Annotated in this window: 13 protein-coding genes and 1 tRNA gene; 8 read left to right on the top strand and 6 right to left on the bottom strand. The window is 64.0% G+C overall.

Annotated features, from left to right (window positions below):
• Window position 1: 1 nt before the first annotated feature.
• From G7A66_RS10230 to G7A66_RS10215, 4 genes are read right to left on the bottom strand one after another with little or no spacing between them, the layout of a single operon-like run.
• Window positions 2-1,063 carry a 5-(carboxyamino)imidazole ribonucleotide synthase gene (locus G7A66_RS10230; protein WP_332310534.1) on the bottom strand — a complete coding sequence of 354 codons (1,062 nt, stop codon included), beginning with the start codon at window positions 1,061-1,063 and terminating at the stop codon, window positions 2-4.
• Between the two features lie 5 nt (window positions 1,064-1,068).
• Window positions 1,069-1,602, bottom strand: a complete 534-nt coding sequence (purE, locus tag G7A66_RS10225) for a 5-(carboxyamino)imidazole ribonucleotide mutase (protein WP_232366802.1) — start codon at window positions 1,600-1,602, stop codon at window positions 1,069-1,071.
• 1 nt (window position 1,603) lies between these two features.
• Window positions 1,604-2,290 carry a 2,3-diphosphoglycerate-dependent phosphoglycerate mutase gene (gene gpmA / locus G7A66_RS10220; protein ID WP_174295580.1) on the bottom strand — a complete coding sequence of 229 codons (687 nt, stop codon included), beginning with the start codon at window positions 2,288-2,290 and terminating at the stop codon, window positions 1,604-1,606.
• 48 nt (window positions 2,291-2,338) lie between these two features.
• Complete coding sequence (locus G7A66_RS10215; protein ID WP_174295534.1) at window positions 2,339-2,518, bottom strand: hypothetical protein; 180 nt, start codon at window positions 2,516-2,518, stop codon at window positions 2,339-2,341.
• A 169-nt stretch (window positions 2,519-2,687) separates the two neighbouring features.
• Between G7A66_RS10215 and G7A66_RS10210 the strand changes: the two genes are divergently transcribed.
• The 4 genes from G7A66_RS10210 to G7A66_RS10195 all read left to right on the top strand — a co-directional run bounded on the left by G7A66_RS10210 (window position 2,688) and on the right by G7A66_RS10195 (window position 6,216).
• Window positions 2,688-2,762: transfer RNA gene (locus tag G7A66_RS10210), tRNA-Thr, on the top strand.
• A 59-nt stretch (window positions 2,763-2,821) separates the two neighbouring features.
• Window positions 2,822-4,006, top strand: a complete 1,185-nt coding sequence (locus tag G7A66_RS10205; RefSeq protein WP_174295579.1) for an acyl-CoA dehydrogenase family protein — start codon at window positions 2,822-2,824, stop codon at window positions 4,004-4,006.
• Window positions 4,007-4,066: 60 nt separating this feature from the next.
• Window positions 4,067-4,612, top strand: coding sequence for a PH domain-containing protein (locus G7A66_RS10200; RefSeq protein WP_174295578.1), 546 nt, complete (start codon window positions 4,067-4,069; stop codon window positions 4,610-4,612).
• Complete coding sequence (locus tag G7A66_RS10195; RefSeq protein ID WP_332310533.1) at window positions 4,609-6,216, top strand: PH domain-containing protein; 1,608 nt, start codon at window positions 4,609-4,611, stop codon at window positions 6,214-6,216. Before G7A66_RS10200 ends, G7A66_RS10195 begins: the two co-directional genes overlap by 4 nt.
• Before the next feature lie 15 nt (window positions 6,217-6,231).
• On the opposite strand, the gene G7A66_RS10190 is transcribed toward G7A66_RS10195, so the two are convergent.
• The gene (locus G7A66_RS10190) at window positions 6,232-6,555 is read right to left on the bottom strand and encodes a GNAT family N-acetyltransferase (protein WP_232366801.1); all 324 of its coding nucleotides are present in this window, start codon (window positions 6,553-6,555) and stop codon (window positions 6,232-6,234) included.
• Window positions 6,556-6,613: 58 nt separating this feature from the next.
• On the opposite strand from G7A66_RS10190, the gene G7A66_RS10185 reads away from it, so the two are divergent.
• Window positions 6,614-7,618 (top strand): threonine aldolase family protein, encoded by a 1,005-nt coding sequence (locus G7A66_RS10185; protein ID WP_174295576.1) that lies wholly within the window; start codon window positions 6,614-6,616, stop codon window positions 7,616-7,618.
• The gene (locus G7A66_RS10180; protein WP_332310532.1) at window positions 7,615-8,625 is read left to right on the top strand and encodes a DMT family transporter; all 1,011 of its coding nucleotides are present in this window, start codon (window positions 7,615-7,617) and stop codon (window positions 8,623-8,625) included. The genes G7A66_RS10185 and G7A66_RS10180 overlap by 4 nt, the downstream gene beginning before the upstream one ends.
• On the opposite strand, the gene G7A66_RS10175 is transcribed toward G7A66_RS10180, so the two are convergent.
• Window positions 8,622-9,401, bottom strand: coding sequence for a Rossmann-fold NAD(P)-binding domain-containing protein (locus G7A66_RS10175; protein ID WP_174295575.1), 780 nt, complete (start codon window positions 9,399-9,401; stop codon window positions 8,622-8,624). The genes G7A66_RS10180 and G7A66_RS10175 overlap by 4 nt on opposite strands.
• A gap of 88 nt (window positions 9,402-9,489) precedes the next feature.
• On the opposite strand from G7A66_RS10175, the gene pepN reads away from it, so the two are divergent.
• Both pepN and pgeF read left to right on the top strand, forming a co-directional pair.
• A complete protein-coding gene (pepN, locus tag G7A66_RS10170) occupies window positions 9,490-12,168 on the top strand; it encodes an aminopeptidase N (protein WP_174295574.1) in 2,679 nt (892 codons plus the stop codon).
• Window positions 12,161-12,880: a peptidoglycan editing factor PgeF gene (gene pgeF, locus G7A66_RS10165; protein ID WP_232366800.1), complete on the top strand. Its 720-nt coding sequence runs from the start codon at window positions 12,161-12,163 to the stop codon at window positions 12,878-12,880. The genes pepN and pgeF overlap by 8 nt, the downstream gene beginning before the upstream one ends.
• The last annotated feature ends 15 nt before the right edge of the window (window positions 12,881-12,895 follow it).

Here is a 12,895-nt window from a genome sequence, read left to right as displayed (position 1 = left end):
GTCACACCCGCGTTACCCGTGTGACATGGCCCATCTTCCGGCCCTCGCGCGCGGACGCCTTGCCATAGAGGTGCAGGTGATTGGCCGGATCTGACAGCAGCGAGAAAGCGGAGCCCGTTTCCGCTCCGATCAGATTGCGCATTTCCACGCTGCCCAGCGTAGCCGTGTCGCCCAGCGGCAGGCCGCAGATAGCGCGGATGTGGTTCTCGAACTGGCTGGTCGCCGCACCTTCGATGGACCAATGCCCTGAATTGTGCACGCGTGGCGCCATTTCGTTGAATACCGGCCCGTCTGCCGTGGCGAAAAATTCCAGCGTCAGTACGCCGACGTAATGCAGCGCATCGGCCACCTGCCGCGCCAGATCGCGCGCTGCTTCGATATGGCGGGTGACGTGATCCGGGGCGGGCAGGATGGAGCGGGCCAGAATGCCCCCTTCATGTTCGTTGAGCGCGCTGTCCCAGAAGCGGATTTCGCCATTCTGCCCGCGCGCCAGAATGACCGAGAACTCTGCGTCAAACCGCACGAACCCTTCATAGACGCAAGGCTGCGTTGGGGTGGGGAGGCCGGACAGGTCATGCGCGGAATCGACGCGCCACTGGCCCTTGCCATCGTACCCTTCGCGGCAGGTCTTGAGGATGGCGGGCGTGCCGATCCGTTCCGCAGCCTGGGTGATGTCGTCTGCCGAGTGGATGGCTGCGTGCGGGGCAGGGCGGCCGCCGAGCCCTTCCACGAAGCGCTTCTCGGCCATCCGGTCCTGCGCCACTTCCAGTGCGCGATGACCGCAGGGCACACGATCCTGCGGCAAGGCCTTCACCGTATCGACCGGGACATTCTCGAATTCCCATGTGATCACATCGCATTTCTGCGCAAAGGCAGCCAGCGCGGGGCGGTCGTCCCAATCTTTGGTGAAGAAATCCGCGCAGACAGGGCTGGCGACGTTATCGCCCTCCGGCGCATAGCCGATGCAGCGATAGCCGAGTTGCGCCGCCGCCATGGCCATCATTCGGCCCAATTGCCCGCCGCCCAATATGCCGATGGTTCCGCCCTGAGGTATGGTCTGCACCGTCATCAATCCTGGCTCTTTTCGCCGCTATTCACCGGACGATCGGCCACGGCGGCGGACCGTGCTGCGCGCCAGACGACAAGGCGCTCGTTCAGGTTGCTGTCGGACAGGGCGAGAATACTCGCCGCCAGCAGCCCTGCGTTGGTCGCGCCCGCCTCGCCAATTGCCAGCGTGCCGGTCGGAATGCCGGCGGGCATCTGGACGATGGAGAGCAGGCTGTCGAGGCCGGCAAGCGCTTTCGACTGGACCGGTACGCCCAGCACCGGCAGGTGAGTCAATGCCGCCAGCATCCCGGGTAGATGTGCCGCACCGCCCGCGCCTGCGATGATGACATGAAAGCCCTGACCTGCCGCATCGCGCCCGAATTCGACCATTCGTTCGGGCGTGCGGTGAGCGGAAATGATGCGGGTGTCGTGCGCCACGGCGAGCTCGTCCAGCACCTCGGCGGCTTTCTTCATCGTCGGCCAGTCCGACTGGCTGCCCATGACGATGGCGACCCGCGGATTGTCTGGCCCGCCCTGCTGCTCGGCGCCCGCCATGTCAGCGATCCTTGAGATAGGCGCGTTCGCCCACGCGCATGGCTTCATCGAATTCATAGACGATGGGCTGGCCAGTGGGAATCTCGAGCTCCGAAATCTCCTCGTCGGAAATGTTCGAAAGATGTTTCACCAAAGCGCGCAGGCTGTTGCCATGGGCAGAGATGATGACCGTCTCGCCCTGTTCCAGCACCGGCATGATGGCGCTGCGAAAATAGGGCAGCACCCGCTCGATCGTCATTTTCAGGCTTTCGCTGGCGGGTACGGTCACACCTGCATAGCGCGGGTCCCGTGCCATGTCGTATTGATGGCCGGCTTCCATTTCGGGCGGGGGCGTGTCGAAGCTGCGGCGCCAGATGTGCACCTGTTCATCGCCGTGGCGGTTGCGGGTCTCCTGCTTGTCGAGCCCAGTCAGGCCGCCGTAGTGCCGTTCATTGAGGCGCCAGTCCTTCACCTCGGGGATCCACAAGCGCCCGCATCCGGCCAGCGCCAGGTGCAACGTGCGAATCGCCCGCGTCTGCAGCGAAGTGAAAGCCCGGGTCGGCAGCAGGCCCTTCTCAGCCAGCAGCGCTCCTGCCGCTTCAGCCTCGCTCACCCCCTGTTCGGTCAGGTCGACGTCCCACCAGCCGGTGAACCGGTTTTCCAGGTTCCACTGGCTCTGGCCGTGGCGGATAAGGACGAGAGTGGGCATGGCGCAGGCTCCGTATTTATGGGCGAGAGGTGCTGGAGCGACGAGCCGTTAGCTTTTCGCGTCAGGGTTGGAAAGGGCGGCATCCGGTGTCGGCGTATCGTCAGCTTCCTCCGACGGACCGGAACCCGGTACCATGGCGCGGGCCTGCGCCTTGCGGCGGCGAAGATTCTCGCGCAGTTTCGCGGCGAGGCGTTCTTCTCTTGTGGGCATGTTCGCTTTGTCTGCCATGCGACAGGCGATTGCCGCAGCGGCGCGCGATTGACAAGTCCGCTGCCGGAGTCCGCTTCCACACGCGATAGATCAGCGTGTCGCTTGACAAGAGGGCGGTGCGTAGCCAATAGCGCGCCCCTGCCCGTCACGGGCAGGGGCATTTGCCGCGAATCCTGCGAAATGGTGTGCTGCTGTAGCTCAGTGGTAGAGCGCATCCTTGGTAAGGCTGAGGTCGAGAGTTCAATTCTCTCCAGCAGCACCATTTCCCTTTCTCCGTCCGAGCGGCTATCGCCCCTGCCAAAAGGTGGGAGAGGAACGGCGATGGATTTCACCCTGAACGAAACGCAGGCGAGCCTGCAGGACGCGGCACGGACATTCGCCCGCAGCGAACTGCCGGCGCTGGCGCGCGAGCTGGAGCGCGACGACCGCCCGGTTCCTGCCGACATGCTGCGCCGATATGGCGAAATGGGCTTTCTCGGCATCAATCTGCCGCAGGCCTATGGCGGCATGGGCCTGGGGCATCTCGACGCGCTGATCGTGCTGGAGGAATTCGCCCGCATCTCTGCCGCTGTCGCCTTTCCTGTGTTCGAGGCGCTGACCGGGCCGGTGCGGATCATCGAACTGTTCGGGTCCGAAGCGCTCAAACAGCGCATCATTCCGGAGGTTGTGCGCGGGACGGGCATCGTCGCCATCGCCATGTCGGAACCCGATGCCGGAACCGCGCTGACCGATCTTGCCACCACCGCGAAGGTCGAGGGCGATACGGTGGTGGTCAATGGCATTAAGCGCTGGAGTTCCGGCGCGGGGCATTCGGACCATTATGTCACCTGGTGCCGGTTCGACGGTGTGGCCGGGGCGAAAGGCATCGGCGCGGTGCTGGTGGACCGCGACAGCCCCGGCGTGAGTTTCGGCAAGCGCGAGGAGATGATGGGATTTCGCGGGATTCCGTCCGCCGACATTCATCTGGACGAGGTGGCCGTGCCGCTGGACAATCTGATCGTCGGGCAGGGCCGCTTTGGCGACCTGATGCGCGCCTTTGGCCTGGAGCGCTGCGGGAATGCGACCATGGGCCTCGGCATCGCCGCCGCAGCGCTGGACGATGCGCTGGAATATACCTCGTCGCGTCAGGCGTTCGGGAAGCCGATCGTCGACTTTCAGGCCGTGCAGATGCAGCTTGCCGATATGGCGATGCAGGTGGATGCCGCTCGGCTTCTGATCCACCGCGCAGCAGCGCAGGCCGATCGCGGGAACGAGGAAGCCAACCCTTACGGCCTCCCCTCCACCTACGATTCCAGCATCGCCAAATGCTTTTCGAACGAGATGGTCCGCAAGGTCACGCAGGCGGGCGTGCAGGTGATGGGCGGCTACGGCTACTCCAAAGAATATCTGATGGAACAGCGGCTGCGCGACGGTTTCGCTTGGGGAATCGCCGGAGGGACGACCGATGTTCAGAAGACCAACATTGCGGCAAGCCTGGTGGGCAGACGCTTCAATCAGCGGTCGTGAGGATCGCAGCGGCATGTTATCGCTTGTCCGGCGGCTCGCCGCGCTTAGGATTATGCCTCGATGACCAATGATAACGCTGAATGGGCCGAACCTGCGGAGCCGGAGACCTCCGCCGACGAGGGCGGGTTTCCAGCATTAGCAGCCGACAATGAAGGCTTGCGCCCGCTTCATCCGAACTACGCCAAGGTGATCCGGGTGTGGGCCCTGATCATCGCAGTGCCGATCCTGATCGTGGCGCTGATCGTGGAAGCGGCGGAGGTTCTCTTTCCCGGTTTCGTCCTGCTGCCCGTGCTGCTTCTGCTGGGCTTGCTCGTGCTGCGCCTGCCGACCCGGCGGTATCACGCGCGAGGCTATGCCATGGGCGATGAACGGCTGCGGGTGGTTCGCGGGCTGCTGTTCCGCTCCGATGCGGTCGTGCCGTTCGGGCGGGTGCAGCATATCGATTTAAATCGTGATCCCGTGGAACGTTACTACGGCTTGTCAACGCTGACGGTGCATACCGCAGGCAGTCACAACGCCAGCGTACGCCTGCCGGGACTGCTGGATGAGGATGCGCGCGTCATGCGCGAGACGATCCGCGCGCATATCGGCCGCGAGTCGCTGTGACCACTTCCGATGACGCCGGCACCGCCGTGCTCGGCGAGGCAAGCGGCCCCGCACCATGCAAGGCGACGGAAGGCAGGAGGACGCATCCCCTCGGCTTCATCGTTCGCGGCCTCCAGGGGGTGAAGAATGCCCTCTTGCCGATGGTTGCACTGGTCTTTGCCAATGATGATCTCAGGCTCGGGCTTACGGCTGCGATCGGGCTGGGTTTCATCATCGTGATCCTGTCGATGAGCGTTGGCTACATCGCATGGCGAAGACTGACCTACCGAATAGGGACAGACGATATTCGTGTCGAAAGCGGTATCCTGTCCCGAGCTGCGCGTTCCGTTCCTTTCGAACGCATTCAGGATGTCAGCCTTGAACAAGGTTTGGTGCCCCGCCTGCTGGGCTTGGTGGAAGTGCGGTTCGAAACCGGCGCGGGCGGCAAGGACGAATTGAAGCTTGCCTTTTTGACAGAAGCGGAAGGGGAAGCGCTGCGCGAAACGGTCCGCATCCGCAACAGCGGCCCGGCTGACCCTGCATCCACGGAGGCTCTTAGCAAAGCGGACGAGCCGCAGGCTACGCGAACGGCACCGCCTCTTTTCGCGATGGACAACAGGCGGCTGCTGACCTTCGGATTGTTCGAATTTTCACTTGCCGTGGTGGCGGTGTTCGCCGGTGCGGCGCAGCAGTTCGATTTCCTTCTGCCTTTCGACCTGTGGGATTTCGACGGCTGGCAAGATCGCCTCGCCGGGCCGGGCGCCTGGCTGCAGGGGCTGGGCTTCGCAGCGCAGGCGGCCGGAGCGGTAGTCGCGGCAGCAACCCTGATCGTGGTCGGCATGACGACCGGATTCATCCGGACATTTACCCGCGACTGGGATTTCCGCCTTGAGGAGACGGACAGAGGGTTCCGCCGCCGCCGCGGTCTGTTCACGCGAACCGATGTGGTGATGCCGAAGCATCGCGTTCAGGCCGTCCAGGTTACAACCGGGGTAGTCCGGCGGTTTTTCGGCTGGCATGGGCTGAAGTTCATCAGCCTTGCGCAGGACGCGGGCAGCGCCAGTCATGTCGTGGCACCTTTCGCAAGAACGTCCGAAATGACACCGATTGCCGAAACTGCCGGCTTCTCGCTGCCTGTCGACGCGGCCGGCAATACCGAATGGCGCAGATCCAGTGCGCGCTACCGTGTCGATCAAGCTCTGATCGAATTTGGCCTGCTGCTACTTGTATCGGCGTTTCTCGCGGCTTCCTTGTGGTTTGAGGCGGAGGAGGCGACTGTCCGGGCGATCCTGCTCGCGATTGCACCGTTTGCCGCCGTTACTCTCGCGGTACGCCAATGGCTTCTCTGGCAACGCGAGCGGCATTCGATCGACCTGCACCAGATTTACAATAGGACCGGCCTGTTTGCTCCGACGCTGAACGTCGCCAGCAGGATCAAGCTGCAATCGGCAGAAATCGTGCAGGGACCGATTGCCCGCAGACGCGGTTACGCAACGCTGCACCTGGGACTCGCAGGCGGCAAATTTGCGATACGCGGGATCGAACTCGATCGTGCTCACGCATTGCGCCGAGGTATATTGTCCAGCATCCGTTCCCGCGATTTCAGCGCACTTATGCAGGGCTGAGCGGCGATAAGGTCGTCAGCTTTCCACCGGAGCCCGCAGATCAGCCCATTCGGGATGCTTGCGGAACTGGGCCTCGACGTAGGAACACTGCGGCACGATGGTGAAGCCTTCCGCCCGCGCATCCGCCACCAGCGCCTTGACCAGATCCAGCGCCACGCCGCGCCCGCCGATCGCCGGCGGCACCAGCGTGTGGTCAGCGATGCGGGCATTGCCGCGCGCCTTCCACGTCAAACGGCCCTTGGCATCCGCGCCTTCGACGGTGGCGACATATTCGCCGTGGGTGGTCTCGTCATGATGGGTGATCTGGGCGGCGGTCTGCGGCGGGGTGTCTTGGGCCAAGGGGTTTCTCCTGCTGAGGCTTCTTGCCTTAAACGGGTCGGTCGGTAAGGGCGTTCCCATGAGTGCAAAGCAATTCCTGTCCGACAATGCCGCCCCCTGCCACCCGCGCCTGTGGGACGCGATGCGCGCAGTGGACGAGGCCGACAGCCCCTATGACGGCGACCGCCTGTCGCAGGCGATGGACGAAGCCTTCTCCAGCGCATTCGGGCGCGAATGCGTGGCGCTGTGGGTGGCGACCGGCACGGCGGCCAATTGCCTGGCGCTCAGCACCATGGTGCAGCCGCATGGCGGGGTGGTCTGCCACCTTGAAGCGCATATCGAGATGGACGAAGGCGGCGCGCCGGGTTTCTACCTCCATGGTGCCAAGCTGCTGCTGTGCGAAGGCGATCACGCAAAGCTGACCGTAGATACGATCAGCGCGGTGGTCGAACCCATTCGCGACGATGTGCATCAGGTGCAGCCGCATGCTGTCTCGATCACCCAGGCGAGCGAATATGGCTGCGCCTATCGCCCGGAAGAGATCGCGCAAATCGCGGACTACGCACACGCCAAGGGGCTGCGCCTCCACATGGATGGGGCGCGCTTCGCCAATGCAGCGGCGTTTCTCGGCGTTCCGGCGGGAGAGGCGGCAGGTTCCGTCGATGCGCTCAGCTTCGGCGCGGTAAAAAACGGCGGGATGAGCACCGAAGCCATTCTCTTCTTCGATCCGGCGCTGGCAGATGTCGCCCGTTACCGGCGTAAGCGGGCGGGCCATCTGCAATCCAAGGGCCGGTTCATGGCGGCGCAATTGCTGGCGATGCTCGAAGGCGATCTGTGGCTTCAGAATGCCCGCTCCGCCAATGCAGCGGCGCAGGAAATCGCGAGCGCATGCGCCGACAGGCTGATGCATCCGGTGGAAGCCAACGAATTGTTCGTCCGCTGCACGGCGGCGGAACGCGAGGCGCTGCGGGAGCAGGATTTCGCCTTCTACGACTGGGGCATCGACGCCGCCCGCTTCGTCACCGCGTGGAACAGCCGTCAGGATGACGCCATGGCCCTCGCTCGCGCAATCTCCTCGCTGTGACCAACGCCGCAAGTCCCGGTGACGGGGCCTCCGCTCCGGCAGAGCAGGCTGCCCCGCCACACGGCCTGCTGCAGCCCGCCATCGTGCTGCCCTTCCTTCTGACCGGCATCATCTGGGGCAGTACCTGGTGGGTCATCAAGGACCAGATCGACGGCGTCCCGCCAAGCTGGAGCGTCGCCTGGCGCTTCCTGCTGGCGACTCCGGCCATGTTCCTGGTCGCGAAGTTCATGGGTAAGAGCCTTGCCATCGGCCGCAACGGCCAGTGGCTGGCGCTCGCCATCGGGATCACCCAGTTCTGCGGGAATTTCAACTTCGTCTACAGGGCCGAATTGCACCTGACGTCGGGCATCGTGGCGGTGATGTTCACCATGCTGATCGTGCCCAATGCCATCTTCGGCCGATTTCTGCTCGGCAATGCGGTCACGCGCAATTTCGTCATCGGTAGCATGGTCGCGCTGTCGGGCATCGCCCTGCTGCTGGTTCATGAGGCGCAAATGTCGCCTCTGGACGGTAACATCGCCCTAGGGATCACTCTCGCGGCCATGGGCATTCTGTCGGCCAGCATCGCGAATGTGGTGCAGGCGAACAAGACGGGGCGGGTTCTGCCGATGGTGAGCCTGCTCGCCTGGTCGATGCTGTATGGCACGATCGCCGATTTCGCGCTGGCCTGGTGGACGGCGGGCCCGCCAGAAATACCGACGCGGCCCAGCTATTGGGCGGGTATAGCCTGGCTGGCGCTGGCGGGTTCGGTGGTGACCTTCCCGCTGCATTACACTCTGGTGCGCAACATTGGCGCAGGGCGGGCGGCCTACAATGGCATCGTCACCGTCATCGTTGCCATGCTGCTGACGACGCTGTTCGAGGGGTATCGATGGACTCCACTGACGGTGCTCGGGGCCGTCCTCGCACTGATCGGGCTGGTGCTGGCGCTGCGTGCCCGGCGCGTATCGGTTGCGCCGCCCGTCAGCGCCGCTGAAGAAGCCGGAGCAAAGGCCGCGATTCCCTAATCGGCTTGCAGCAGGGCACGCAGCCCGCTCCGATAATCGGGAAAGCGGGGGCGCCAGCCTAGCCCTCGCTTAGCCTTGCCGTTCGCGACCCGGCGATTTTCCGCGTAGAAACCCCGCGCCATGGGCGACAGTCCGGCCTCATCTATCGTCTGAAGCGGGGGCGGCGGGGTGCCGAGCAACCGGCAGGCTTCCTCCGTCACCAGATTGTGGCTGGCTGGCAGGTCGTCGGCAAGGTTGTAGGCTCCAGGCGCAGCATCCAGACCCGCCATGATTCCGCGCACGATGTCGTCCACGTGAATGCGGCTGAACACCTGTCCGGGCATGTCGATGCGATGCGCCCGCCCCTCGCGCACCCGGTCGAGCGGACTGCGGCCGGGGCCGTATATGCCGGGCAGGCGGAAGACCCGCGCGCCCGCCTCCAGCCAGCGTGCGTCGCATTGCGCCCGCGCCGAACGCCGCCCATGGCCGGTGGGGGAGGCTTCATCCACCCACGCGCCCCGTGCATCGCCATAGACGCCGGTGGAGGACAGATAGAGCAGGCGCCTGCCCGCAAGACTTGCCCCGTAACGGTCGAGCACCGGGTCGCTGCCATCGGCAGGAGGCACGCTCGACAGGATGTGGGTCGCTTGTGCCAAGGCACCTTGCACCGCGCCCGGGTCAGCAAAGTCGATATTGCCTGCGCTGCCCGTCGCATCCACGTGCCCGCCCGCCGCTCGGACGGCATCGGCGATACGGCTGGCAGTGTAGCCGAGGCCGAAAATGAACATCTGGACCATGTAGCGCGTTATAGCGCATGAACGCTCCGATGCACCCCCGCCGCCCGAATCTCGCGGTGGCCGACATGACCCGAGACAGGATTCTTCGATGGATATCGCCCCTACCCCGTCCACTGCCAGCGGCAATCACGAGATGGCGGACGCCGCGCCCGAACCGCAGCACCCGGCCACGATCCGGCGGCTGGACTATAAGCCTTTCCCCTGGGATGTGCCGGAAATCGCGCTCGATTTCAGGCTGGGTCTGGAGCGCACCCGCATCGCCGCGACGCTGAAGGTCAGCCGCAAGACAGATCAGGCGGCGGGTGACAAGGTCGCGGGCGAGGGTGCGCGCCACATCCGCCTCAACGGCGATGCGCTGGAACCCTTGTCGGTCGAAGTGGATGGCGAGATCACGCATGGCTGGACGATGGACGGGTCCGACCTGCTGGTTTCCCTCCCCGCCGACGAACACGAGATCCGCATGGTCACCGAGGTGAATCCCTCTGCCAACAGCCAGCTGATGGGCCTGTTCGCATCTGGCGGAATGCTCTGCACGCAATGCGAGGCGGAGGGCTTTCGCCGCATCACCTTCTTTCCCGACCGGCCCGATGTCCTGTCGAGCTATTTGGTGCGGATGGAAGGTGACAAGGCGCGCTTTCCCGTCCTGCTTTCCAATGGCAACAAGGTCGCCGAAGGGGACAATGAAGACGGTACCCACTGGGCCGAATGGCACGATCCGTGGCTGAAGCCTTCTTATCTGTTCGCGCTGATCGCAGGCGATCTCGTCGACAATCGCGACAGCTTCACCACGATGAGCGGACGCGAGGTCGATCTCGCAATCTACGTCCGCGAAGGCGATCTGGGGCGTACCGATCACGCCATGCAATCGCTGAAGAAGAGCATGGCGTGGGACGAGCAAACCTTCGGTCGGGAATATGATCTCGACCTGTTCAACATCGTCGCCGTCAGCGATTTCAACATGGGCGCAATGGAGAACAAGGGGCTGAACGTATTCAATACCAAATACGTCCTGGCCGACCCTGAAACCGCGACGGATGGCGATTACGACGCGGTCGAAGGCGTGATCGCGCATGAATATTTCCACAATTGGTCGGGCAACCGCGTCACCTGCCGCGACTGGTTCCAGCTGAGCCTGAAGGAAGGCTTCACCGTCCTGCGTGACCAGCTTTTCAGCCAGGATTGCCAGGGTGAGGCGGTGAAGCGCATCGAGGATGTCCGCATCCTGCGCAGCGTCCAGTTCCCGGAGGATTCCGGCCCTCTGGCGCATCCTATCCGGCCCGACAGCTTCCGCGAGATCTCGAATTTCTACACCAGCACTATCTACAACAAGGGTGCCGAGGTCATTCGCATGATGCGGACCATGGCCGGACCCGATGCCTTCCGCAAAGGCACCGACCTCTATTTCGATCGCCATGACGGCGAGGCCGCGACATGCGAAGACTTCATCCGCAGCATGGAAGACGGGGCCGGGCTGGACCTCGAAAAGTTCCGCCTTTGGTATTCGCAGGCCGGTACGCCGCAGGTGCAGATTACCACGCGCCACCAAGGCGACACCATTACCATTCGCCTCTCGCAAACAGTACCGCCGACTCCCGGGCAGCCGGCAAAGCATCCTATGCCCATCCCGCTGAAGATCGCCTTGTTCGACCGATTCACCGGCACACACGATGGCGAACGGCTGGTGATGCTCGATACGGCGGAAAAGGAACTGTCCTTCGAAGGCTCGACGCAGCCGCCCGTTCTGTCCGTCAACCGTGGCTTCTCCGCGCCGGTGCGCATTTCGCGCGAGATTTCCCGCGACGATCTCACCTTCCTTGCCGCGCATGACGATGATTCCTTCGCCCGTTACGAGGCGATGCAGGATCTGATCCTCGGCCATCTCACCGCCAGCCTTGGTGACGGGCTGGACGACCGCGAGCGCGACGCGGGGCAAAGCGCCATCGCAGCCGCGCTGCGGGCGGTTTTGCAGGATGAGAGGCTGGACGCTTCCATGCGGGCGGAACTGATGACCATGCCCGGCCTCACCTACATCGCCGAACAGATGCTGGTGGCGGACCCGGCGAAGATCCATGCCGAGCGCGAGAAACTGAAAGAATGGCTCGCCAGACAGCTTGAGGGCGAACTGATCGCCGCGCATGAACGGGCCGGCGGCATCGCATATTCTGCCGACGTCGCCTCGCGCGGTGCGCGCAAGCTGAAGACGCAGGCGCTCGTCTATCTGGCCGCGGGCAATCCGCAGCTTGCCGCGCAGATGGCAGCCGCTCAATATGATAGCGCGGATAACATGACGGACCGCCAAGGGGCGCTGATGGTGCTGACCGGCATCGACAGCGCCGTGCGCACCGATCGCCTGATCGACTTCCACCGCCGTTATGATGGAAATGCGCTCGTCATCGACAAATGGTTCGCGCTGCAGGCATCTTCACTCCATCCCGCAGTGCTCGACCATGTGAAGGCGCTGGCCGAGCATCCCGATTTCACGCTGACCAACCCCAACCGCGTGCGCAGCCTGTACATGGCTTTCGCCGGTAATCCGCACGGCTTCCATGCGGAGAGCGGCGAGGGCTATCGGATAATCGCGGATCTCATCCTCGAACTCGACCCCGTAAATCCGCAGATCGCCGCCCGTTTCGTGTCACCGCTGGGCCGCTGGCGGCGGATCGAACCACGCCGCGCTGCGATGATGCGCGAACAGCTGGAGCGCATCGCCAAGGCAGCCAAACTGTCGCGCGATACCTTCGAACAGGTCACCCGCAGCCTTGGTTGAGGAAGTAAGCGACGAGCAGGCTGAGCCGCAGGGCGTGACGGCGGGGGTGCTGCAGGGCATCCCCCACGCCTTCATGCAAAAGGGCAGCAAGGGTCCTGATGAAGCCGCTGCACTGGCCGCCGTCGGCCAAGGCGGACCGTTGCTGATGGTCCGGCAGGTGCACTCGGCAGATGTCGTCTTTGTCACCGATCCGGCAAGCCATTCCCGCGACATCGCAGCGGACGCTCTGGTCACGAAATGCCGTGAACTCGCCATTGCCGTCGTAACGGCGGACTGCGCGCCGGTCCTGCTGGCGGACGAGGAAGCGGGCGTCATCGCTGCCGTGCATGCAGGATGGCGCGGCGCGCAGGGCGGCATCCTTGGCAATTCGGTGAGCGCGATGGTGCGCGCTGGCGCGCAAGCAGACAGGATCAAGGCCGCTATCGGGCCCTGCATCGCACAGGAAAGTTACGAAGTCGGCGGCAACATGAAGAACCATTTCGAGCTTGGGGATGCCGCCTGCTTCGCGCCCGGTCGGAAAGATCACTGGCAGTTCGACTTGGCGGGGTATGTCGCGGCCCGGTTGGCGGACGCCGGAATTGAAAAGGTCGAGGCGCTGGCAATCGACACCTACCGACATCCGGACCGCTTCCACTCCTTCCGCCTTGCAACTCATCGCGGCGAAGAAACGGGCGGTCGCCAGATTTCACTGATCGCGCTGCCCGCATCATGATAGGCTGTTGCCAAC

Source organism: Alteripontixanthobacter muriae (genome assembly GCF_013336795.1).
Lineage (GTDB): Bacteria > Pseudomonadota > Alphaproteobacteria > Sphingomonadales > Sphingomonadaceae > Pseudopontixanthobacter > Pseudopontixanthobacter muriae.
The sequence above is the reverse complement of the archived record's forward strand: the minus strand, read 5'-3'. Positions and strand labels throughout refer to the sequence as shown.